At 58.8% G+C, this 23,590-nt stretch carries 21 protein-coding genes; 9 read left to right on the forward strand and 12 right to left on the reverse strand.

Features of this window, described 5'->3' with window-relative positions; genetic code table 11:
* Positions 1-43: 43 nt before the first annotated feature.
* Positions 44-1,519 (reverse strand): ATP-binding protein, encoded by a 1,476-nt coding sequence (locus tag ACP90_RS19825; RefSeq protein WP_031268989.1) that lies wholly within the window; start codon positions 1,517-1,519, stop codon positions 44-46.
* A gap of 365 nt (positions 1,520-1,884) precedes the next feature.
* On the opposite strand from ACP90_RS19825, the gene ACP90_RS19830 reads away from it, so the two are divergent.
* Entirely contained in the window at positions 1,885-2,637 is a 753-nt protein-coding gene (locus ACP90_RS19830) for a transporter substrate-binding domain-containing protein (RefSeq protein WP_023000068.1), read from the forward strand.
* 158 nt (positions 2,638-2,795) lie between these two features.
* Entirely contained in the window at positions 2,796-3,452 is a 657-nt protein-coding gene (locus ACP90_RS19835; RefSeq protein ID WP_055659505.1) for a cupin domain-containing protein, read from the forward strand.
* Here the strand turns inward: ACP90_RS19835 and ACP90_RS19840 are convergent.
* The 3 genes from ACP90_RS19840 to ACP90_RS19850 form a co-directional block, all read right to left on the reverse strand.
* Positions 3,437-3,976, reverse strand: coding sequence for a DUF2867 domain-containing protein (locus ACP90_RS19840; protein WP_208993374.1), 540 nt, complete (start codon positions 3,974-3,976; stop codon positions 3,437-3,439). The two genes, ACP90_RS19835 and ACP90_RS19840, sit on opposite strands and share 16 nt — an antisense overlap.
* 149 nt (positions 3,977-4,125) lie before the next feature.
* Positions 4,126-4,710, reverse strand: coding sequence for a nitroreductase family protein (locus tag ACP90_RS19845; RefSeq protein ID WP_062489566.1), 585 nt, complete (start codon positions 4,708-4,710; stop codon positions 4,126-4,128).
* A gap of 97 nt (positions 4,711-4,807) precedes the next feature.
* The gene (locus ACP90_RS19850) at positions 4,808-5,728 is read right to left on the reverse strand and encodes a DMT family transporter (RefSeq protein WP_062489568.1); all 921 of its coding nucleotides are present in this window, start codon (positions 5,726-5,728) and stop codon (positions 4,808-4,810) included.
* 78 nt (positions 5,729-5,806) lie between these two features.
* On the opposite strand from ACP90_RS19850, the gene ACP90_RS19855 reads away from it, so the two are divergent.
* Together ACP90_RS19855 and ACP90_RS19860 are read left to right on the forward strand one after the other, a co-directional pair.
* Positions 5,807-6,781 carry a LysR family transcriptional regulator gene (locus ACP90_RS19855; RefSeq protein WP_062489570.1) on the forward strand — a complete coding sequence of 325 codons (975 nt, stop codon included), beginning with the start codon at positions 5,807-5,809 and terminating at the stop codon, positions 6,779-6,781.
* An 81-nt stretch (positions 6,782-6,862) separates the two neighbouring features.
* On the forward strand, positions 6,863-8,239 hold the full coding sequence (locus ACP90_RS19860) for an MFS transporter (protein ID WP_062489572.1): 1,377 nt from the start codon (positions 6,863-6,865) through the stop codon (positions 8,237-8,239).
* A 35-nt stretch (positions 8,240-8,274) separates the two neighbouring features.
* On the opposite strand, the gene ACP90_RS19865 is transcribed toward ACP90_RS19860, so the two are convergent.
* A complete protein-coding gene (locus ACP90_RS19865) occupies positions 8,275-8,835 on the reverse strand; it encodes a carboxymuconolactone decarboxylase family protein (protein ID WP_062489574.1) in 561 nt (186 codons plus the stop codon).
* A 213-nt stretch (positions 8,836-9,048) separates the two neighbouring features.
* On the opposite strand from ACP90_RS19865, the gene ACP90_RS19870 reads away from it, so the two are divergent.
* Positions 9,049-9,672 carry a TetR/AcrR family transcriptional regulator gene (locus ACP90_RS19870; RefSeq protein ID WP_062489576.1) on the forward strand — a complete coding sequence of 208 codons (624 nt, stop codon included), beginning with the start codon at positions 9,049-9,051 and terminating at the stop codon, positions 9,670-9,672.
* On the opposite strand, the gene ACP90_RS19875 is transcribed toward ACP90_RS19870, so the two are convergent.
* The gene (locus tag ACP90_RS19875) at positions 9,673-11,184 is read right to left on the reverse strand and encodes a malonyl-CoA synthase (RefSeq protein WP_062489578.1); all 1,512 of its coding nucleotides are present in this window, start codon (positions 11,182-11,184) and stop codon (positions 9,673-9,675) included.
* Positions 11,185-11,481: 297 nt separating this feature from the next.
* On the opposite strand from ACP90_RS19875, the gene ACP90_RS19880 reads away from it, so the two are divergent.
* Positions 11,482-12,135: a hemolysin III family protein gene (locus ACP90_RS19880; RefSeq protein WP_208993375.1), complete on the forward strand. Its 654-nt coding sequence runs from the start codon at positions 11,482-11,484 to the stop codon at positions 12,133-12,135.
* Between the two features lie 66 nt (positions 12,136-12,201).
* Here ACP90_RS19880 and ACP90_RS19885 read toward each other — a convergent pair whose 3' ends face one another.
* Positions 12,202-12,939 carry a L,D-transpeptidase gene (locus ACP90_RS19885; RefSeq protein ID WP_088665262.1) on the reverse strand — a complete coding sequence of 246 codons (738 nt, stop codon included), beginning with the start codon at positions 12,937-12,939 and terminating at the stop codon, positions 12,202-12,204.
* A gap of 148 nt (positions 12,940-13,087) precedes the next feature.
* Between ACP90_RS19885 and ACP90_RS19890 the strand changes: the two genes are divergently transcribed.
* Both ACP90_RS19890 and ACP90_RS19895 read left to right on the forward strand, forming a co-directional pair.
* A complete protein-coding gene (locus ACP90_RS19890) occupies positions 13,088-14,155 on the forward strand; it encodes a dipeptidase (RefSeq protein ID WP_062489580.1) in 1,068 nt (355 codons plus the stop codon).
* Positions 14,156-14,536: 381 nt separating this feature from the next.
* Positions 14,537-15,304, forward strand: coding sequence for a GntR family transcriptional regulator (locus ACP90_RS19895; protein ID WP_158514199.1), 768 nt, complete (start codon positions 14,537-14,539; stop codon positions 15,302-15,304).
* Positions 15,305-15,419: 115 nt separating this feature from the next.
* Here ACP90_RS19895 and ACP90_RS19900 read toward each other — a convergent pair whose 3' ends face one another.
* The 5 genes from ACP90_RS19900 to ACP90_RS19920 all read right to left on the reverse strand — a co-directional run bounded on the left by ACP90_RS19900 (position 15,420) and on the right by ACP90_RS19920 (position 21,520).
* Positions 15,420-17,045, reverse strand: coding sequence for an ABC transporter ATP-binding protein (locus tag ACP90_RS19900; RefSeq protein ID WP_062491804.1), 1,626 nt, complete (start codon positions 17,043-17,045; stop codon positions 15,420-15,422).
* Between the two features lie 10 nt (positions 17,046-17,055).
* On the reverse strand, positions 17,056-18,183 hold the full coding sequence (locus ACP90_RS19905; RefSeq protein WP_062491806.1) for an ABC transporter permease subunit: 1,128 nt from the start codon (positions 18,181-18,183) through the stop codon (positions 17,056-17,058).
* Between the two features lie 13 nt (positions 18,184-18,196).
* Positions 18,197-19,120, reverse strand: a complete 924-nt coding sequence (oppB, locus tag ACP90_RS19910) for an oligopeptide ABC transporter permease OppB (protein WP_031268981.1) — start codon at positions 19,118-19,120, stop codon at positions 18,197-18,199.
* Positions 19,121-19,228: 108 nt separating this feature from the next.
* Complete coding sequence (locus tag ACP90_RS19915; RefSeq protein WP_062489583.1) at positions 19,229-20,815, reverse strand: peptide ABC transporter substrate-binding protein; 1,587 nt, start codon at positions 20,813-20,815, stop codon at positions 19,229-19,231.
* 222 nt (positions 20,816-21,037) lie between these two features.
* Positions 21,038-21,520, reverse strand: coding sequence for a BA14K family protein (locus ACP90_RS19920; RefSeq protein WP_062489584.1), 483 nt, complete (start codon positions 21,518-21,520; stop codon positions 21,038-21,040).
* A 203-nt stretch (positions 21,521-21,723) separates the two neighbouring features.
* Between ACP90_RS19920 and ACP90_RS19925 the strand changes: the two genes are divergently transcribed.
* Positions 21,724-23,535 (forward strand): ATP-binding cassette domain-containing protein, encoded by a 1,812-nt coding sequence (locus ACP90_RS19925; RefSeq protein WP_062489585.1) that lies wholly within the window; start codon positions 21,724-21,726, stop codon positions 23,533-23,535.
* Positions 23,536-23,590: the final 55 nt, after the last annotated feature.

Genomic DNA, 23,590 nt, shown 5'->3' on the forward strand with positions numbered 1-23,590 from the left:
GAAAGTTTGCCAACTCGCCAGTCAGTGTGCTGGAAAGGCTGCGTCAGGCGGCGGCTTCGTCACCCGGTGCCGTCTGCCAGCCAAGGTCGGTCAGCGTCACGATACGATTGCCGCGCAAGTCGGTGGCGCAGACAAGAAACCCGCGTTCTTCCATATGGCTCAACAGCCAGCGCGCCCTGCCGGGCGACCGTGTGCCGTAGGCAGTGGCAATTTCAATGTTGCCGGGACATGGCGCCTTCGCGATCGCGGCCTTTGCCAGCAACAGATACACACCGCGCATGTCTTCCGGCAGTTCGGAGGCGATCAGTTCCGCCTGGGCCCAGGCTCCGTCGTCCATTTCGCCCTTTTCAACGCCTGCACGGGCAACGGAGAGCTTTTCTCGGAAAGTCTGCAGGTCCGGTGCGCCGCCCGCCAGTTTGGAAATGCGGCAGCGGACCTGAAAGTCCTGATAGAGCGTGGCAATCGGCTGGAACGCAGCTTCCTCGTCTTCCAGAATACCTGCAATGATTTCGGATATTTTCTGCTCGCGTTCGCCGAAATCGAGCAGGCTCTCAGCCTGTGGCACGTCTTCAGCGCTAGCTCGTTCTGCACTGCTGAGCTGGTCGAGCACGTCGCCGGTCGAAACCACCGGCTCGACGAAACGCTGGCGGACCGGCTGAACTTCGTCCGCTCCCGGTGTGAAGATCAGATCCTTGGCGTCTTCCTTGGGCTGCTCCGGCAGTGGCAGCAGTTTGTGAGTTCCGCCCCGCCCCATGGTCTCCACCGGGCCGATCTTGACCGGAACGGGACGGCGCGACATGGCCGGTCCGAGAGCGATGAAGTGACCCCTGTCGAGATTTCTGAAACTTTCGGCCTGACGCCGCTCCATGCCGAGAAGGTCGGCAGCACGCGCCATGTCGATATCCAGGAACGTACGGCCCATCAGGAAGTTGGACGCTTCGGCGGCGACGTTCTTGGCAAGCTTGGCGAGACGCTGGGTGGCAATGACGCCGGCCAGTCCGCGTTTGCGGCCGCGGCACATCAGGTTGGTCATGGCTCCGAGGGAACGGCGCCGGGCCTCCTCGGTCACCTCGCCGGCGGCGGCTGGTGCAAAGAGCTGTGCTTCATCAACGATGACCAGCATCGGATACCAGAGATCGCGGTCCGCATCGAACAGGCCGTCGAGAAAGGTTGCAGCCGCCTTCATTTGCCGGTCCGCATCAAGACCTTCCAGGTTGAGTACCACCGACACCCGGTGCTGACGCACCCGTGCGGCGATCATCTGAAGATCCTTTTCGGTGCCGACCGCATCGACAACGACATGGCCGAACTTATCTGCCAGAGACACGAAGTCGCCTTCGGGATCGATAATGGCCTGCTGGACCCAGCTCGCGGACTGTTCAAGAAGCCGGCGCAGGAGATGCGACTTTCCCGAGCCGGAATTGCCCTGCACCAGAAGGCGCGTTGCCAGCAGTTCTTCCAGATCAAGACCGGCGCGTGCGCCGCCTGTCATTTCCCCGATATCGATTTGTACCGTCATGCGACCACTTTTCTTGCAGCCTCGGCAGCGCTGCGGCTTCTCCGTTTTCTGGATTTCGTGCAGTGCGGTAGTCAGCACGATTCCGTGCCACTTGCAAAGCCAGCCTGCCGGGAAAGCCGGGTTTTCCCAGAATTCCACCGAATAGCAACCTTTAAGTGACAGGCTGCCTCCAGAAGAGGCCAAAAATCCGGTTCGGGCCTGCGTTAAGCAATGTCGGCTTTGCCAGGTGCCACGCAGGACTTCTGTGCTAAGGTTGGTAGAACGGGAGCTTTTTCAGGGAAATCGCTGTGACAGTCAATGGATTGGCAGGCTCTTCGTGCCGGCTCGTTTTAATACAACTCAAAACGCTGCTTGCCGGCGCTGTGTTGTCGATCCTTGCGCTTGCGGTGCATCCCGCCAAAGCCGATATCGTCCGTATCGCCGTCGGTGAGTGGCCCCCTTATTTTTCCGAAAGTGACGAAGGATACGGAACCTACGCCAAGGTCGTCGCAAAGGCCTTCGAACTTGAAGGCCTTACGGTGGAGTACGGCTTCTTTCCCTGGAAACGTGCCTTGCTGGAAGCCCAGTCCGGCCGCTGGCAGGCTTCCGCAGGTTGGGGCAAAACCGCTGAGCGAGAACCTTTCTTTCATTTCTGCGACGCAGTTCTGGTTGAGCGCGAGCAATTCTTCTATTCGTCAGACCGACCTGTGAATGCGCAAAATGTGCAGGACCTCAGCGGATTGAGCCTTGGCGCACTTGACGGTGCAGCCCTTGGGGAGGACCTGGATAAACTGGTTACCGCCGATCAGATCACCGTCTATCGCCAAAGTTCCCTGGCAGACCTCTTCAAGATGCTTGATGTAGGGCGTGTCGATGTGGTCATGGGCAACGGAGAGGTGGCTGCCGATGCATTGGCTGACGCTTTTTCTCCCGAGGAGACCGCGCGTTTCAAGTCGTTGGAAAACGTCAACGTCCTTTGGGACTACCGTGTAATCGTTTCCAGGAACATTGAAAGCGGTGAGGAACTGTGCACCCGGTTCAACCAAGGTTTGAGGAAGCTTCGTGACACCGGAGAATATGACCGCCTTTTGTGGCCGGAACGCGATGGGGAGGGTCAGTCCCAGGCCAGCCCGTCCTGAGGCCCGGGCAGCCGCGAGAAATAAGCAGGCTCTGATTTGGCTCGCTTGATTGCTTGCAATGCCTGAAAGGCTTCACAACGAGTTCAAATCTGTCCCCTTCCAAATGGGGATATCCTGCCCCATGTGAACATAATAAGAATCATATTGGGATGGACCGGATGAAAATTCATGCAGACCTGACGCAGCCTGCAATCGTCGACAGCGCCACGCTCGACTGGGTGCCCTCACCAATGGCAGGTGTGGAGCGAAGGATGCTGGAGCGCGATGGTGAAGAGGTCGCGCGAGCCACCAGTCTGGTCAGATACGCTCCCGGCTCTGCCTTTTCCGCCCACAAGCATGACATGGGTGAAGAATTTCTGGTTCTGGACGGCGTTTTCTCGGATGAAAGCGGGGATTTTCCCAAAGGCATGTATGTGCGCAATCCTCCGGGCTCCAGCCATGTGCCTTCGAGCGAACCTGGCGCCGTCATCCTTGTGAAATTACGCCAGATGCAGCCTGACGATGATGCCTTTGTCCGGGTCAACACGCTGGACCCCAGCGGCTGGCAGGCCGGCAGACCCGGAGAGAGCATCCTGCCGCTGTTCATCCGGCCGGAAGAGGAAGTGGTGATGCTCGACTGGGAAAGAGGCGCCAGACTGGCTCCGCAGACCTTCCCGGGCGGGGCGGAGTATTTTGTCGTTGAAGGCAGTTTCGAAGACCAGAGCGGACGTCACGATCAAGGTACCTGGATACGCCTGCCGGCGGGAACCCGGCAGGAAATCACGACAACCCAAGGCGCCCGCGTCTGGAGAAAGACGGGTCACTTGGCGTTCTGAGTTGCCCAGTGCTGGAGGGCTGTCCCCCTGGAAAGCTGGGTTTTGACGATCATCTTGTGCAACGGCAGGATCAACGCCAGATAGGCATGACCGGCCAGGTTATGCCGTTTGCAGCAGGTCGAGACATAGATCCGCGTGGCTCCTCCCCTTTTGCGGAACACGGAGACACGGAAATCCTGGTGCCAATCGTTCTCGCCCAGAATGATCTCATCTTCTGAAACCGAATAGATCTTGAAGAAACCGATCCGGTCTCCCTCGCCCTTGCAGATGATCTTATCGGCACCTTGTTCCTGTGCCAGAGCCTTCGTTGTCTTCATGCCGACGAGCCCTGCAAGCTTGTCGCGGAACGAGAGAAGCGCAGTCACCCAGCCGATTTCTGCCATCAGAATGCGTTCGGCAAGTACGCGCATGTCTGCGGTCAAAAGGTCTTCCCGTCCGCGGATCGGGATCGAAAAGGTGTCGAGATAATCGTCGGCCGCCTTATAGGTATTGAGGAGACTTTCTTCCGGCAGTTTGTCGGTCATGGCCATGCCCTGGCTCCCTCCAGCAAATTCGACTAGCCAATCCTATACCTGCCGCCACCGGAAAAACCCCTTGCAGATTGCCGCAGCAAAAAGGCAGCGGAAACAGCCCACTGCCTTTTTGGGAAAGTGATTGTGTGCCGACCTCGGCGTCAGGCCCAGGCGCCTGCGAAAGCGATTTCAGCAAGCGGTTTGCGGCTGCTTGGGGTTTCGCGTTCCTGCAAGGTTTCAGGCAGGTCCGCAGTGTCACCCCGCCGGCCAATGGCAATGGCAATCTGCGGCAGATAGCGTTCTGGCACATCGAGTTTTTCGTGGATCTCGTCTTTCAGGATCCCGGCCATGCCATGCGCATGGAAACCGAGGGCGGTTGCCTGCAGGGCTGCATGCGCCCAGGCTGAACCGGCATCGAAAGTGTGCAAGCCGTTGGCTCTGTTCGGTTTACCGTCCTTGCCGTCCACTTCGCTGTCGGAAAACAGATAGACAAGTGCGGAGGCGTGTTGCGCCCAGTCGCGGTTGAAGGGGTTGAGAAGATCGACCAGGACCTGCCAGTCGGCATCGCCCCTGCGGGCATAGACGAAACGCCAAGGCTGGATGTTGAAGGCAGACGGCGACCAGCGGGCAGCCTCCAGAATGGTTTTCAGATCCGCTTCCTCGATCGTCGACCGGTCAAAGGCACGTGGTGACCAGCGGTCGACGAACAGGTTTTCAATCGGATGATCGGGTGTACGGGCAGTCATGAGCAGTGTCTCCAGTCTATTCCGGGCATATATCCACCGGGCTGAACAGGAGATAGGTGATTTTTATCTCGATATCAAGATACTTTACTCCAAGATTTTATGTTGTCGGTGCGACTTCCCGATCCAATCGGGGTCCTGCCCCGATGGATGGCGCGATCAGGATTGCCGACAACACCAGTGCTGCGGACAGCAACTCCCTCAAGCCAATCGCTTCGCCGAAGACCAGCCAGCCGACCAGAAACATGGTCGGCAGCTCGAAACTTCCCGCAGCCGCGGTGCGAACAGGCCCAACCTTCTGACAGGCGATCGTATAGAGGATCTGCGGAACAAGAGCCGTTCCAAGTCCCATGGCGACGATGAGGCCCCACTGGCCGGTGCTTGCCGGCAGAACTGAGCCCTGCCCTTCATTGATCGCGAGGGGCAACAAACCAATGACGGACCCGGAAAGTCCGCAAGCCGTCCGTTCCAGCGAATTCAACTCGCCTGCCAGCCCGCTGAGGACAACAATCAGAAAGCCGAACGCGATGGGAGCAGGAATGGCCCATAAAAGCGCCTGCAGTGCTTCGGGAGATAACGACGACGGATCGAGCAGCAGCCCGGCTGCCAGGATAACCAGACCTGCCGAGGCAAATGATCTCCAAGTCAACGCTTGCCTGAGCAGAACCCAGGCAAAGAGGGCCGCGAAAACCGGATAGGACATATAGACGACACCGGCAGCGGCAACGGGTGCCACGCGGATCGCCTCCAGATGACCGATCAGGCTGAGCCCCAGTACCAGACCTGCCCCCGCCATCAACAGGGCGCCGCCTCGTTTGCGCTTCTCGAACGGCAGAAAGGGAAGCAGGAACAGGACGGAAAAGCCGTAACGATATAGCGCGATTGTGGCCGGGCCGGCGCCCAGGCCCTGAAGCTCCCGCACGAAGATCGGGACGAGGCCGAAACAGGCTGCGGAGGCTGCAATGACGAGTGTAGCCCCAGATGTCCCAAGGCTGATGTGAGGAAAGGTGATGTTGCTCATGCCTTGTCGATACCGCGCAACGATGAGCAAACAAAATTCCTAGTTTTCATTCAGTTCATGAAATGCTTTCATACTAATATGATCCCTCGACTGGCCCTCCATCACCTGACCCTTCTTTCCGCGCTTGGCGAGACCGGCAGCATGACCGCGTCCGCCACGCGTCTCGGCGTGACCCAGTCTGCAGCTTCACACAGGCTGCGGGAAGCAGAGCGCCGCCTGGGAGTGGTCTTGGCACGCCGCGCCGAGAACCGGATTGAACTGACGCCGGAAGGCGAGCGTCTGCGGCATCTGGGCGAGACCTTTCTGGGCGAGTTGTTTCGTCTGGAGCAGGATCTTGAAGCCTCTGCAAGGGACGCCAGGATCCTCGTTCGCCTCGGCCAGGCCACATATAGCCGCTATCACTGGTTTCCCGCGTTTCTTGAGTATCTGGACACGGCCGACCCGAAACTGTCGGTCGATCTGTCATCGCGTGCGACGGCGCATCCCCTGGCCTCGCTCCTCGACGGTTCCGTGGACGTTTCGCTGGTTTTCGGCCGCGAACCGGCACTTGCCTCGCTGCGCGCGGTGAAGCTGGGCACGGACCCGATTGTCGCGGTGCTGGCGCATAATCACCCGCTTGCCGCAGAGCCCGTCGTCAACAGCGAAAACATGGGCGATGAGCGTTTCTTCGTTTATCCGCTGACCGCAGAACCCGGATTTGACTGGACAACCCTGCTTGGCGCCCCCACCCAGCCGTTCCGGCGGTTGACCCCAATGCCGACACCGGAAGCCGTGATCGATCTGGTGCGCGCCAAGTTCGGCGTTGCCATCTTCAGCAAGTGGGCCATCGAGCCAGAGCTGGCTGATGGGACGCTGGTTTCCCGCCCGATTGCCGAAGGTGGTGTTTCGCTCGACTGGTGGTGTGTTCGCCGCGCCTCGGACCCGCAGGACAGTCCGGCGGCACGCCTCTCATCTGCCTTGACCGCCTGGAGCCACCAGTCCGACAGGGCTTTGTCGACGCTTGCCTTCGGCGGGACTGGCCAGTCTGCCGCTCCGGACTTGAAAAAAACCTAGGCGCGAAGCAGTAACCTTCGTAAGCTTTTCAATGGGAAAAGGGAAAAGCCGGTAATTTCCGGCGAACGGGGGAGACAGGCAGTGGCTTCACTCTCCGAAAAGGAACGCAAACGCGGGCTTGTTCTGGCCATGGGTACGCTTGGCGGCCTGGTGATGCTGGACGAGACAATCCTTGGCGTTTCACTCCCGGCAATCCGGTCCGAGATGGGGCTTTCGCCAACGCTTACCCACTGGATCATCAACGCCTACATGCTGACGTTCACCTGCTTCGCCGCTATCGGCGGCAAGGCGATCGACCTTTTCGGGTTGCGCCCTGCCCTAATTGTCAGCGCCAGTGTGTTTGCGCTCGCCAGTCTTCTGGCCGGATTTTCAAACGGACCTGAACTGCTGATCGGCATGCGCATCGTCCAGGGCCTTTGCGCAGCAGTGATGTTTCCGATGACGCTCGCAGCCGCGACCCTCACCTTCGACAAGGCAGAACGGGGCCGTGCAATCGGCATTCTGGCGGGGATGGCAACGATATTCCTTGCCGCGGGACCGCTGCTGGGAGGTGTCCTGACTGATTTTCTTTCCTGGCGCTGGGTCTTTTGGGTCAACATTCCCATTGTCGCCGTTGGCACTGTGCTTGCCTGCCTTTTCTGGCAACCGCCGCAGCAAACGCCTGCCCGCCCGCTCATAGACCGGATAGGTCTGTTCCTGTTGCTTGTTGGCATGACGGGGATCATTTTCGGCCTGATGGAAGGTCCCGACTTTGGCTGGATGACGCCACTGATCCTGGGCAGCTTGCTGGCCGGAATTACCGGGATCGTGTTTTTCGTAGCCTTTGAAGCCAGGCAACGGATGCCGCTGATCGATGTGCACCTGTTTCGACTGAAGGCGTTTCACGCCAGTGTTCTCGTGATCCTTCTGACACAGATGAACAAGATCGTCGTTGCGATCTTCGTGCCCCATTTCCTGCAGCTCGACATGAAATTCACGGCGCTGGCGGCAGGTCTCGCAACTGTCGTCGCCGTTTTTCCGTTTCCCTTCCTGTCAGCACCCGCCGGCAAGTTGGGAGACAGGCACGGTTCGCGCAAGCCGGTTCTGGTAGCCCTCGCGGTTCTGGCTCTGGCCAACATTGCTATCGGCACCCTCACCCTTGCGGAAAACTATTTGGTGCTAGCCCCGGTTCTTCTGGTCTGGGGAATTGCCCTTCCATTTGCGATGATCCCAACCGGGCGGATCACCGCCAACGCGGTCCCTTCGGAAAAGCAGGGAGAGGTCAGTGGCCTGGTCATCACGGCGCGTCTGGTTGGAGGAACACTCGGTGTCACAATGGGCAGCGTGCTGCTGGCCATGGAAGCAGGGTTCGGTTCCATCTTCTGGGTGATGGGTGTTCTGATCGCCCTGTGCTGCGCCTATGGCTTCAGGTCATTCGCCAATGATGCACCAGCTTACCGTTCAGCACCCGGGAGCTGAGTGCTCCCGAGTGCAGGAACAAGTGACCTGGAAGGTCACGCCATTTCCGGTTCCTTCTTCCAGGCAAATTGCTTGACCGGCTCATCCAGCTCAGTGTGAGCCAACGCGTTGGTGAAGTTCGACAAGGTCTTGGCGGCGATGCCGACAAGAACTTCAAGTGCCTGCCGTTTGGAATAACCCGCAGCAAGAAATGCCTTCAACGCATCGTCACCGATATGCCCACGCTGCTCTACGAGGGTTCGCGTATAGACGCGAAGCGCTTCCAGTTTCGGGTCATTCAGGCGTCCTCCAACGCGCAAGGCGGCAATCGCGTCATCCGGCACCTTCACCATCTTCATCAGCATGGTATGGCCTGCCATGCAGTAGTGACATTCGTTGAGGTAGTTCACTGTCATCATCACGACCTGCTGCTCGGTTGGCGACAGATCCGTGGCTTGAGTGAAAAGCCGGAACGTTTCCAGATAGGCTTCATAGACGGAAGGGGCTTCGGCCATCACCTGGTGCAGTTTCGGATAGAAGCCGTAATCCTTCTTCGACCTTTCGAGCAGGTCCAGAGATCCGTGCGGTGCAGTTTCAGGGGTGTGGTACTCAAACATGCCTTATGCTCCTTCAAAGCTTGGGCTGAGGAAAAGAAAAGGGGGTCTTCAGGGGCGCCAACGCGACTGAAGGGAACCGGACCATGCGTCCCGTCAGTTCGTGACAACGCTTGAACTTGCTACGTTTTGATCACTTGTGTATAAAACTGGAACAAGTGTTTTGTCCACACATGAACAAAACCATCCGCGTAACATGTTCGTGAGACGAGAGCGATGGCACGACCGTCCAAATTCGACAGGGAAGACGCGCTCGATGTGGTGATGAACCAGATCTGGCAGACAGGCTATCGCAACAATTCCGTCAAATCGCTCGCGGAGGTTCTCGGGATAACCCGATCGAGCTTCTACAACGCCTTCGGCTCCCAGGAGCAGCTGTTCAAGGAAGTGCTTGCCCGCTACACCCGGATCTCGCCGGACAGGGTTCTGGCTCACGACAATTCCAACAAGCTGGTGCGTGGCGTAATCACTGAATTCTTTCAGGACATATGCCGCCTGCGGGCCCGCGACCCGGAATGGCGCGGCTGCATGGCTGTCAACGCAATTAGCGAACTCTGCAGCAGCCATCCCGAACTGGGGCCGGAGTTGGCAGAAGTCATCTTCGGAAGCCTGGAACGGTTGGAAAGACTGCTCAAACTGGGTGTTGAAACCGGCGAACTACCGAAGGACTATGACATTCGCAGCAATGCACTTGCGGTTCAGACGCTGATGATCGGCATCAACACGCTGAGCAAGGTCGTCCATTCAGAGAAATCCTTGTGGCTTGCATGCGAAGCGACGCTGAAAGGTCTCGACCTTCTCGAAAAAAGCGGACTGGCGAGTGAGTGCAAGATGGCGTAATCAGCTGAAATCGCCGCTGAACCGTTCGCGCAGCACGTTTTTCTGGATCTTGCCCATGGTGTTGCGCGGCAAGACTTCCAGGACGTGGACCTTCTTGGGCTGCTTGAACTTCGCCAGACGATCGTTCAAGGAGGCCTGAACGGCGTCCTGGCCCAGTTCGGCTCCCGGTTTCGGCGCCAGCACGGCGACCACCGCTTCTCCAAAATCGGGATGCGGCACGCCGATAACCGCGCTTTCGGCGACGCCCGGCAGTTCGTCCAGCAGCGCTTCGACCTCGGCCGGATAAACGTTGAAACCGCCGCTGATGATCAGATCCTTGGACCTGCCGACGATGGAAACATAACCGTCTTCATCGATACGCCCCATGTCGCCGGTGATGAAATAGCCGTCCGCCCGAAATTCCTGCGCCGTCTTTTCCGGCATTCGCCAGTATCCCAGAAAAACGTTGGGCCCCTTGATCTCGATGATGCCGACCTCTCCGTCGGGCAGCTCTCGCCCGGTTCTGGCATCAACGACACGGAACCCCACACCGGGCAGAGGAAATCCAACCGTTCCCGGCCGACGTGCACCGTCATAGGGATTGGAAGTGTTCATGTTGGTTTCGGTCATGCCGTAACGCTCCAGGATTGCGTGTCCGGTGCGCTCTCGAAACTCCTTGTGCACCTCTGCCGAGAGCGGGGCTGACCCTGAAATGAACAGGCGCATATGGGCCGCCACATCCCGCGTGAACCGGTCCGATGCCAGCAGGCGCGCATAGAATGTTGGAACGCCCATCATGGCTGTCGCCTTCGGCAGAGCGGCAAGAACCTGATCCAGGTCGAACTTCGGCAGGAACAGCATGGAACCGCCTGCCATCATCAGACAGTTGGTGGCAACGAACAGCCCGTGGGTGTGGAAAATCGGCAGGGCGTGCAACAGCACATCGTCTTCGGTGAACTGCCAGTATTTCACCATGGTCTGCGAATTCGACGCCAGATTTCCATGCGTGAGCATCGCTCCCTTGGAACGTCCCGTAGTACCGGACGTATAGAGGATGGCCGCCAGATCGTCGTCTTCACGCGGACGGTTGTCGTAGTCCGTCGGCATCTGGTCTGCGAGTAGACTGAGGCTGCCCTCCCCGTTCTGATCGAGCGTGTGCAATCGCGCGCCGGCCTTTTGCGCCGTTCCGGCCAGCACGTCGGCCCAGGCCGGGTCGCAGACAAAGACAGCCGGTTCCGCATCACCGACGAAATAACCGATTTCGGCAGGGGTATAGGCAGTGTTCAGAGGCAGAAACACGCCACCGGCACGGATCGTGCCGAGATAGAGCATCAGGGCATCAGGCGTCTTTTCCACCTGGACAGCAACGCGGTCTCCCGCCTTTACACCCAGCTTCTGGAGGGCACCGGCATATTGCGCAGACCGCGCAAACATGTCCGCATAGGTAATCTTCCCGCCGTCAAGTGTTTCGAGAAAGACCTTGGACCGATCCGGTATGAGGGCAGTCAGGGCGTCAAAGAGATGGTTCATCATCGCAGCGTTCCGAAATGGCGGGCAATCAGGAAGGATGTATTTGATACCAGTGGTGCCCAATTTTAAAGCAAGTCTGCGAATTTTGGGCAAGTCCGGGGAAATGCGACCTGCCACCATCAAGCTTTCATAAAACTTTCACGCCATGCTTTAGGGTGTGAGCCCATAAGTTATGCTGAAATGGTTTGAGACCGATTGGCCCTCCTCGGCGTTGCGAATTTGCTTCGTCAAATTATCCGCACGTTCAGCTGAGAGGAGTTGGACCACGCAATCGCGCTCCAAACGACCGAGGAATACTTGATGCCGACAATCAGACCGCAGACCTTTGCAGAATTCGTCGCCGACGGTGCCGTTCATGTGATCGGCATCTGCCTGGGGCTGACGGCAACCATTGTCCTGGCAGCCACGCTCTGGAACGCGGGTGACCCCGCCCGGCAGGTCACTGTCATGATCTATGCCGCCTGCCTGATGGCGATGCTGATCTGTTCAGCGCTCTACAACATGCTGGCGAAAGACCACAAGACAGGTATCTTGAGGCGGCTCGACCACGCGGCCATCTTCCTGATGATCGCGGGCACTTACACCCCCCTGGCGGCAATGATCATTGGCGGATGGACGGGCGGCGTGCTGCTGGCTGTCGTGTGGACCGGTGCGCTGGCCGGGGCCATCGTCAAGCTGGCACATCTGACCGGGCTTGATCGCCTCACCGTCCCCATCTACCTCGCGCTTGGCTGGGTGGTCGTTTTTGCCGTCAATCCGCTGATCGAAAAAGCATCCGCATTCGGGTTCTACATGATCCTGGCGGGCGGACTGCTTTATACGGTTGGAACAGCTTTCTATGCCTGGAAACGCCTGCCATTCCAGAATGCGATCTGGCACGCCTTCGTACTGGCCGCCGCGGTCTGTCATTTCTCCGCCGTCTTCCACGACGTGGCCCTGATCAAAGCCGCCTGAAACCGCTCGACAAAAAAGGCGGCACCGACTGGTACCGCCCTTTTCCATTTCCATCAGCGTGACCGCTTAGGCGTCCGCGTTGGGATCCTTGCCAAGCACGATCACCTTTGTCTGCAGCGGCACGCGGCTGTACAGGTCGATCACGTCCTGCTGCCACATGCGGATACAGCCCGAAGACACGCTCTTGCCGATGGAGTTCGGCTGGTTGGTGCCGTGGATGCGGTAAAGCGTGTCAGTGGCGCCCTGCCACAGATCCATTGCGCGCGCGCCGAGCGGGTTCTTCAGCCCGGGCGGGTAGCCCTTTTCCCAATAACGCTCCAGAGACGGCTTGCGGGCAATCATTTCGCGTGGAGGGCGCCAGATCGGATGAGGCCGCTTGACGCGGATCTTCGCCTCGCCCGACCAGGCGAACCCGGCCTTGCCCACACCGATGCCGTAGCGCAGCGCCTTGCCGTTGCCGAGCGTCCAGTACAGGAAGTTGTTATAAGGATCGACGATGATGGTTCCGGGCCGCTCGCGGGTTTTGTACTCCACGATCTGCCGCCAGTACTTCTGGTCGAAATTCTTGTAGTTGATGGCCGGCCAGGTGTAATCGCCATCAGGCCATGCCGCATAGGCAGCCGCATAATCGAACTGCTCGTCCGGCAGATCGGCCTGATCCGGCAGACCAACCAGCCCGGCGGACTGACATCCTGCAAGGCCGGCTGCCGTAAGCACCAGGCCGGCGGCCAGGAAACCACGCCTGTTCATCGCGCCACCTGCTGGCGAACTGTCAACATCGAGCGGCGAATTGGAACGCTTCATAAGACCTCCACAAATTCTGGCTCCTTCTTGAGACAGGTTTTCAACAGTTGCAAGTCACATTCGCCGAACTGCCTTACATTCTTCAGATGAATCCTTAGATTATTCCCAGCCGACCTTCTCCGGCCCACCCCACACTCAAGGTCCTTCCGTGCAGACAAACGTTTCAAAGTCGCCTTTTCCCGTCTTCGATGGTCACAACGACACACTCCTGAAACTCGAAATCGAGGCCATGAAAGGCACCGAGCGCAGTTTCTTTGACCGCTCGACCACAGGCCACATCGACATGGTGCGGGCGCAGGAAGCCGGATTTGCCGGCGGGCTTTTCGCCATGTTCGTACCGTCCAACCCGGAACAGGACTTCACCCGCCCCTTCAACCCGAAGGACCCTGCCAACTATCAGCCCGTACCGCAGAAGAGCGCGTTTGATTTCACAAAACGTATGCTGGAACGGGCCGAGCAGATCGAAGCCCAGTCGGAAGGCAATGTCGTCATTTGCAGAACCCCGGACGAGAACCGTACAGCGATCGAATCCGGCCAGATTGCCATAAGCCTTCACATTGAAGGTGCCGAAGCCATCGATACCAACCTCTATGCGCTGGAGGAGCTCTACGGCCGCGGTCTGCGCTCACTTGGCCTGGTGTGGAGCCGAGAGAATGATTTCGGATACGGTGTGCCGATGGCGCACCCGGCTTCACCGGATATCGGCCCCGGCCTGACCGGCGCGGGGCGAGATCTGGTTCGCGCCTGCAACCAGCTTGGGGTGCTGCTTGATGTGTCCCATCTGAACGAAAAGGGTTTCTGGGACCTGGCGCGCATCACAGAACGGCCGATCGTTGCCAGCCACTCCAACGTTCACAAGATTTGCGAAAGCAGCCGCAATCTGACGGACAAGCAGCTTGATGCCATCAAGGAAAGCGGAGGTCTCGTCGGCATCAATTTCCACGTTGCCTTCCTGCGCAAGGACGGCGGTCATTCGCGTGACACGCCGCTTTCGGTCATTGCCGACCATGCAGCCTATCTGGTTGACCGCCTCGGCGAAGACAGCGTGGCTCTCGGCTCGGACTTCGACGGCTGTGTCCTGCCGCGCGACATCGGAGATGTCACCGGTCTGTCCCGTCTGATGGAAGAGCTCGACGGCCGCGGTTTCAATACACCGGTTCTGGAGAAGATCGCCTGGAAAAACTGGATCTCCGCACTGGAGAAAGCTGCCGGCTGAACGGGCCTGTCTCGCCTTTGATCAAGATCACTCCGCCCGCCTCGCAAACTTGTTACCATGCGTAAACAGTTAGCGATTGCATTTGTGGACGGGCGGAGAAACAATGCATTTATTGTTATTTTTTGGCAGCCGTCTAAATATTAGGTCCGGAATTCCACCTGAACTGCACGTTCAAGACCCACCCTTATCGGTGGCACAAGATGCAGGCAGGTTGCAGTATTCAGGCGGTTGTGCGTGGTTGGCACGTCCCATTGACCGTTCCTTCGCACCAGCGGATGGCCGGATGGAGAAAAAAACGCGAGATTGCAGACGGCGATATTTGTCGGCTGTGGTCTTTCTTTGCGTTGCCATTCAGACGCGATGCCAGTGGGGGGCAGCGACGTGAATGTACTACTTACCGCGGACAGACGTTCGCCGGTTCATGCGGAAAACAGGGGCAAGCGCGCGCGCAAGTCCGATGCAGTCTATCAGGACCTCAAACGCCAGATCCTGACCGGGGAAATGACCTCGGAAAGCCCGATTACAGAACAATCCCTCGCCCAGGACTATGGCTGCTCGCAGAGCACCATCCGTGAAGCGCTCATGCTGCTTCAGGAATGCGGCCTCGTTGTTCGCCGCGGCTATCAAGGCACCTACGTCACAGATCCGAGCCCGCTGGAAGCCCGTCTGATGCTGAAACTGCGCATCGACATTGAATCGACCGGCGTCGTGGAAGCGGTCAAACATGTCACCAAGGACCAGGTGAACGAGCTCTATGACCTTGAAGACCAGTTCGAAGCCTGCCGCGACAAGCGGGACGTGTTCGGCTGTGCCGAGATCGATCGTGCTCTGCATCTGAAACTCTTCAGAATTGCCCGGATGCCGGTTCTGGATCCTATGCTGGTCAGGACCTTCATGATCCTGCAACGGGTCATGCTGTCGAGACCGCGTTCCGAACAATCATGGACCAGGCCGAATGTGACCCCGCACCGGTCCGTCATCGAAGCGCTGGAAGCTCATGATGTCGACGCGACACTGACGGCTCTTCGAGCTCATATCCTGTCGAGCGCCGTTTTGCTGGCCCCACACTTTTACGGTACGGATATCGTGGAATTGCAGGACCAGTTCGACGCGCTGCCTGTTCAGGCAGCTGGTTTCAATTGGCGCTAGGGTAAGTTCAACCGACCTCCCCGCACACACAGGCCGAGAGCCCACAGGGTGCGGGCGGCCAACCGCTTTTGGATTGACCGCTCGCGCACCCGAGATGCTGTTTGAAGGTTCGCCCTCAGGCGCTTTCCATCATTTGCTGCTGGGTCAGCATTGCGGCCCCGATCAGCTCCTTGGTGTAATCGCACTTCGGCGCTTCGAAGATCGCGTCGGCGGACCCCGCCTCAACAACCTTGCCACGTTGCATCACCATCACCGTGTCGGACAGCGCGCGCACGACGGCAAGGTCATGACTGATGAACAGATAGGTCAGGTCATGAGCCTTCTGCAGGTCACGCAGCAGTTCCACCACCTGCTTCTGGATCGTCCGGTCGAGAGCCGAGGTCGGCTCGTCGAGCACGACCAGTTCCGGCTTCAGAACCATGGTGCGGGCAATCGCGATACGCTGACGTTGTCCGCCCGAAAACTCGTGCGGATAGCGATTGCGCATGACCGGGTCGAGTGACACTTCCTCAAGTGCCTTGCAGGCACGCTCATCCCGCTGGCGGGCGTTGAGCGAGGGTTCGTGCACCATCAACCCTTCGGAAATGATCTGGCCGACCGTCATACGCGGGGACAGAGACCCGAAAGGGTCCTGGAAGATAAGCTGCATGTCCTTGCGAAGCGCGCGCATTTCGGAGCGGTTCTTGCCGGTGATCTGCTGTCCGTGGAACACCACCCGGCCACCGGCCGGCAACAGGTTCAGCACTGCACGACCGAGGGTGGACTTGCCAGAGCCACTTTCGCCGACGATGCCCAGTGTCTGGCCCTTGCGCAGCGAGAAACTGATGTCGTCAACGGCACGCAACACATGCTTGGGCTTCAGGAAACCGGAATCGAGCTCGAATTCTACTTCGACCTTCTGCGCTTCCAGCAGAACAGGCGCGCTGTCCGGCACCGGCAGCTTGTGGCCTGTCGGCTCCGCATCCAGAAGCATCTTTGTGTAGGGATGCGCAGGCCGGGTGAAGATCTGCCCGGTCTCGCCGCTTTCCACCACTTCACCGGTCTTCATGACATAGACCCGGTCCGCGATACGGCGAACGATACCCAGATCATGGGTGATGAAGATCACCGCCATGCCGAGCCGCTTTTGCAGATCCGCCAGAAGGTCCAGGATCTGCGCCTGTGTAGTGACATCGAGCGCAGTGGTCGGCTCGTCGGCAATCAGCACGTCTGGATCGTTGGCAAGCGACATTGCGATCATCACACGCTGGCGCTGGCCGCCTGACATCTCGTACGGATAGGCGTTGATCTTGCGTTCCGGCTCGGGAATGTTGACGAGTTTCAGAAGCTCGAGGGCCTTTGCCTTGGCCGCTTTCCACGACAATCCGCCATGAACGACCATGGGCTCGGCCAGCTGCCGTCCGATGGTGTAAAGCGGGTCGAGCGAGGTCATCGGCTCCTGGAAGATCATGGTGATCTTGGCACCGCGGATCTTGTTGAGCTTGCCCACCGGCAGGCCGAGAATGTTCCGGCCTTCGTAGATCACCTCGCCGCGTGTGCGCCCGTTGGACGCCAGAAGGCCCATAGCTGCCATCATGGTCTGGCTCTTGCCCGAGCCGCTTTCCCCGACGATCGCGACGGTTTCACCCGCCTGGACGTGAATGTCGACGCCCTGAACCGCATTGACGGTACCGGTCGCGGTTTCAAAGTCGACCTTCAGATCCTTGATGGAGAGGACCGTTTTGTTGGTTTCGCTGGTCATGGTCTTCTCCTCACCGGTCCTTCGGGTCCAGGGCATCGCGCAGGCCGTCGCCGATGAAGTTCAGCGCGAACAGGGTCGATGTCAGGAAGATGGACGGGAAAATCAGCATCCAGGGCGCCCCTTGCAGATTTCGCGCGCCTTCGGAAATCAACACGCCCCAGCTGGTCATCGGCTCCTGAATGCCGAGGCCAAGGAAGGACAGGAAACTTTCCAGCAGGATCACCTTCGGCACCAGAAGGGTCATGTAGACCACGACCGGTCCAAGCGTGTTCGGGATGATGTGCCGGCGCACGATACCGCCATCGGCCACACCGAGTGCTTCCGCCGCCTGCACATATTCCTGGCGTTTGATGGTCAGCGTCTGCCCGCGCACGATGCGCGCCATGTCGAGCCATTCCACGGCACCGACGGCGATGAACATCAGGATGAAGTTCCGGCCGAAGAACACGACGAGCATGATCACGAAGAAGATGAACGGCAGCGAATAGAGGATATCGACGACGCGCATCATCATCTGGTCGACCCGGCCACCGAGATATCCTGAAGTCGCCCCGTAGAGAACACCGATCGATATCGCAACGATGGTTGCCAGAAGACCGATGGTCAGCGACACGCGGCCGGCGATGAAGGTCCGGGTCATCATGTCACGACCATTGGCGTCGGTGCCGAAATAGAAATGCATGAAGTTGATGTCGGTCCTGACCGTTGCAGACTTGTTGTCCGCGGACATGTCGGTCAGCTCGGTATTCTTGAACAGGTCGCTGCGGTCAAAATACAGCACGGACCGGGGATCGATATCCCGGCTGGAGGTGACCTTGGCGACAATCGTGTCGCCTTCGCGCTCAAACGCATCCACGGTCAGACGCGCCCGTTTGGCGGAAGACATGAAACCGGGCTCGACCTGCTCAGGCTTCGGATAGGCTTCCAGGCTGGCCGGCACCTTCACGTAGTCACGATAGACGGTGTCGTAGTGATGGGGAGAAAGGATCGGACCAAGGATCGAGATCAGGCCGATTGTCAGCAGCACGATGATGGAGGCGACCGCCGCACGGTTGGCGAGCAACCGGTCGCGCGCGTCGTCCCACAGGGAACGCCCTTTCGCAGGCGCCCCGGTGGATGATGTTGCAGTGAGGGTCACAGTCGTCTCCTCCTCAGTCGTAGCGCACACGCGGATCGAGCAGCGCATAGAGCAGATCCACGACGAGGTTGAACAGGATAACAAAGCAGGCAACGACAACAACCGTCCCCATGACCAGGGTGTAGTCACGGTTGAGAGCGCCCTGCACGAAGTAGCGGCCGATGCCTGGGATACCGAAGATGGTTTCGATCACGACGGAACCGGTGAGCAGCGCTGCCGCAGCCGGGCCGAGATAGGAAACGACCGGCAGGATCGCACCTCTGAGCGCATGCACCACCACAATCATGTAGGAGGTCAGCCCATAGGCCCTTGCAGTGCGAACATGGTTGGACCTGAGCGCCTCGATCATCGAGCCGCGCGTCAGACGTGCCACGACTGCGATCTGAGGCAGCGCGAGTGTCACGACCGGCAGCACCCGGTTGACGAAAGCCCCACCATTCCAGCCCCCCACGGGCAGCCAGCCGAGCCACACGCCGAGGATCAGGGTCAGGATCGGCGCAACGACGAAGTTGGGGATCGTGACACCGAGCGTTGCCGCAGCCATGATCGAATAGTCTGCCGGTTTGTTCTGGCGCAGCGCCGCCGCCACGCCCAGGAAACCGCCGACCACCAGAGCCAGGCAGAGCGCGGACAAGCCCAGCTGGATGGAGATGGGAAGACTTTCCGCAAACAGTTCATTGATCGAGAAGTCGCGGAAGTAGAAACTCGGACCGAAATCCAGACGGGCCACGCTCTGCAGGTACAACAGGTACTGGTTCCACAGGGGCTCGTTGAGATGGTAGATCTTGTTCAGGTTTTCCATCACCTTTGCTTCCAGGGGACGTTCCAGATCGAACGGTCCACCCGGCGCGATGCGGATGAGGAAAAAGGAAATCGTGACAATCAGAAAAAGCGTCGGGATTGCGCCGAGCAATCGTCCGAGGACATATCGGAGCATAGGCTTTGCCTCTGTTTGTTAAACGGCGGTCTTTCGGTCAATCTTGATTGATTGATGCCGCCTTGCAAGAACCGGCAGGGAAGCCCTGCCGGTCTCGATGTTGTCAGGTTATTCGGAGATGCTCATCCAGCGGGACGGATGGATGTTGAGGAGGTTGTCCTCAAATCCTGCCATCTTGTCGGAGACCAGGTTCATGGAACCGTAGTACATCATCGGAATGAACGGCAGGTCCCGCATGAAGAGCTCTTCAGCCTTCTTCAGGATGTCCGCACGCTTCTCCAGATCCACCGTGACGGCCGCTTCGTCCATGAGTGCATCATACTCAGGATTGTTGTAGCGGGCGTAGTTGAAGCCGTCGTTGTCGCTCTCGACCATGAACAGGAAGTTCTGCGGGTCGGAGTAGTCGCCAATCCAGCCGGCGCGGGCGACGTCGAAGTCCTGACGGTCACGCAGCATGGCGTAATGCGTCTTGGTGTCGGTGTTGATCAGCTTGACGTTGACGCCGAGAGGTTTCCACATGTCGGCAATCGCGACTGCCGTATTCTTGTGGTTTTCGGACGTGTTGTAGTTGATCGTCAGTTCGACAGGATTGTCCGGGCCGAAACCGGCATTGGTCAGAAGTTCGATCGCTTTTTCTTCACGGTCGATCTGGGACATGTCCTTGTAGTCGGCATAGGCCGGTTCACCGTAGTTGCCGATGCCCGGCGGCACGAAGGAATAGCCGGCAACCATGGTGGAGCCCCAGATTTCGTCGGCCAGGAACTCACGGTCAATCGCCATGGACAGAGCCTGGCGGACGTCCGGGTTCTTCAGGACTTCGTCTTCGTGATTCAGGGCGTAATAGTAGGTGCCCAGATACGGCGCCACGTGGAACTGGTCGCCCAGGTTCTCACGCATGAAGGCGACCTGCTCGGTCGGCGCATCGTTGTTGGTGTGCAGCTCACCGGCCTGGAACCGGCGCAGAGCCGCGCCACGGTCTTCGGTCGGATAGAAGAAGACAGTGTCGATCTTCACCTGATCTGCGTCATGGAAATGCGGGTTCTTGACCGCTTTCACATGTGCGTTCGGCACGAATTCAGCGAGGGTGAAGGCACCGTTGGTGACGATGTTTTCGGCTTTCACGAAATCGGAGCCGAATTTTTCAACGGAAGCCGGATGGACCGGAAGGCCGGTCTGGTGGCCCAGAAGGTCAATGAAATACGGCGTCGGGGACTCCAGAGCGATCTCGAGCGTATGATCGTCAAGCGCCTTCACGCCGAGTTCTTCCGGCTTGGCTTCGCCCTTGTTGACCTTTTCGGCGTTCAGGATCGGATACAGAACGTTGGCGTATTTCGCGCCTGTTTCCGGGTTCATGATGCGCTGAAGCGAAAAGACGAAATCGCCGGCAACAACCGGATCCCCATTGGACCACTTGGCATCATCGCGCAGCATGAAGGTATAGGTCTTGCCGTCGTCGGAAACCTTCCACTCCGAAGCCACGCCCGGAATGATCTGGCCATCGGCGCCATAGGCAACCAGGCCCTCGTAAAGATCACGCAGGATATGCGCTTCATAGGTTGTGGAGGTCTTGTGCTGATCCAGGGTTTCCGGGTCGGCAGTGTTGCCGCGGTGGTAGACCACCTCTGCAACCGCAGTAATAGATGTAGCAGCCATCAAGGCAGCCGCAAGCGCTGTCACACGCATGGACTTGAACATATCGCTCTCCCCTCTTGGGTTATAGTTGAAGCAAATGGAACGATGGGTCACAAGATTCCACGCTCTTTGCGAGCAATCAAGCATCCCCCAACGGCACATTTCGACCTTAGTCGCAAAAAGGCGATGTTTTTGCTTGTTTTTAAACGAAACCGGAAAATTTTTCCGTTGTTTTACTCGGCGGTCAAATAATTTGACCTCAACACGCGCAATTATGTTTCAATCCTAGCGGCAAAATCGATATTTTCCACTATGAGCCAGATACATGCCCGTATCAGGGTTGAAAGACTTGAATTTCCGCGCGCAATAGGCCGTCCACTGAGGGGTAAAAGGAGCCAGTCCGGTCTTGGTATAGGGGACACGCTGCGGTTGTCCGCGATAGCGCGGCGGGTTCACATAGACCCGCGACCGGTAGGGATAGGCCCGCATGTCGTAGGGGTGGTAATAGTAAGGTGCGCCATAGGGACGGTAAGGCGGGCCGTAAAGACCATAAGGTGCGTAGAAGGCGCCGCCGCGATAACCACGATTGCCGAAACCGAAGCCGATACCGACACCATTGAAATAGATCCCGTCGGCACGTGCGGGCGATGTGCCGGTCAAGCCGGCGACTGCCCCGGCCAGACACATGGCGACAGCGGCAAGACAGATCCGAAACCGCTTGCGGGCAAGAGCGCCCCTTTCGCGTTTCGCCAGGTTCAGGTCAGACATGATGCTCTCTCCTGTCGGCGCACGCCCCGCGCCTGTTGGTCGCCCCTGTCCACACGCTGCCCAGAATAACGCATTCGGGCACCAAAATCTCTCCGATCCCGATCAAAAATGCTGGGCGTTCTTTCCGGGCCGCTTGCGCGGTTCACGCGCGGCCAGTAAACCGGGCGCCGATCCGACATTCCGACCGGGAAAACAAGACCCTCATGGCTCCACCGCTGCTGATACTTCGCGACGTTCATCTGACCTTTGGCGGCACGCCACTTCTTACCGGTGCCGAGCTTTCCGTTTCCGAAGGTGAACGCATGTGCCTTGTCGGCCGCAACGGCTCCGGCAAGTCGACCCTTTTGAAGATTGCTGCCGGCATGGTGGAGATGGACAAGGGCGAACGCTTTTTCCAGCCCGGCCGCACGGTGCGCTATCTCCCGCAGGATCCGGACCTTTCCGCCTATGCCTCCACGCTGGAGTATGTCAACGAAGGCCTGACCGAGGGCGACGATCCCTATCGCGGCGCTTATCTTCTGGAAGTCCTGGGCCTCACCGGCACGGAAGACCCGAAGTCCCTTTCCGGCGGCGAAGCCCGCCGAGCTGCCCTCGCCCGGACGCTTGCCCCCGAGCCGGATATTCTGCTGCTCGACGAGCCAACCAACCACCTGGACCTTCCCGCCATCGAATGGCTGGAACAGGAGCTCAAGAGCCTGAAGTCTGCCCTGGTGCTGATTTCCCACGACCGTCGCTTCCTGGAAAACCTGTCGCGCACCACTGTCTGGATCGACCGCGGCGTCGCCCGCCGGCTCGACAAGGGCTTTGCCCACTTCGAAGCCTGGCGCGACGAGGTGTTCGAGCAGGAAGAGGTCGACCAGCAGAAACTGGCACAGAAGATCAAGCGCGAAGAGCACTGGATGACCTACGGTGTCACCGCCCGGCGCAAGCGCAATATGCGGCGCGTGCGCGAGCTTGCCGACCTTCGCAAACAGAAGCGGGAACATCGCGGGCCTCAAGGCACCGCCAAGCTTGCTGCCACGGATGCCGAAGTTTCGGGCAAGCTGGTGATCGAAGCCAAAGGCATTTCCAAGACCTATGGCGACCGTGCCATCGTCAAGGACTTCTCGACCCGCATCCAGCGCGGTGACAGGATCGGTTTTGTCGGCCCGAACGGCGCCGGCAAGACGACGCTTCTGAAGATGTTGACAGGCGAACTGGCACCGGACACGGGCACGACACGGCTCGGCACCAATCTGGAAATGGTCACACTCGACCAGAAGCGCGAGAACCTGAACCTCAACGACACGCTGTCCTCGGTCCTGACCGGCGGGCGCGGCGATACGGTGGTGATCGGCGACGAGACCAAGCATGTCATGTCCTACATGAAGGACTTCCTGTTCTCGCAGGAACAGGCCCGTACGCCGGTGGGGGTGCTGTCGGGCGGTGAACGCGCCCGCGCCATGCTCGCCCGGGCACTGGCCAACAAGTCGAACCTGATGGTGCTCGACGAACCGACCAACGACCTGGACCTTGAAACGCTCGACCTGCTGCAGGAACTGCTGGCCGACTATCCCGGCACGGCCCTGATCGTCTCGCACGACCGCGATTTTCTCGACCGGGTGGCAACCTCCGTGATCGTCTCGGAGGGCGACGGCCTGTGGCGTGAATATGCCGGTGGCTACACCGACATGCTGGCACAGCGCGGCGAAGGCGTGACCGCCCGCAAGGCCGACAAGGCAGCGCCCGTGAAGAAGGAAAAGCCTTCCGCCCCAGAGGCTTCGCCGCAAAAGCCTCAGGCAAAATCAAAACTGAGCTTCACCCAGCAGCATCTTCTGAAAACCCTGCCGGACACGATCGAAAAACTTGAAGCGCGCCTTGAAACGCTTCAGGCGGAAATGAACGACCCGCAGCTCTACGCGAAGAACCCTGACAAATTTGCCAAGATATCCCAGCAAATTACTGATCTCACAAATGAAAAGGATGCTGCGGAAGAGCAGTGGCTGGAGCTGGAAATGCTGAACGAGGCAGGTTAGGCAAGCCGTTCGGCACATCAACTTCAGAAATTGATTCAACTCAGGGACCGCCCAG

It is taken from the genome of Labrenzia sp. CP4 (assembly GCF_001579905.1).
Classification (GTDB): Bacteria; Pseudomonadota; Alphaproteobacteria; order Rhizobiales; family Stappiaceae; genus Roseibium; species Roseibium algicola.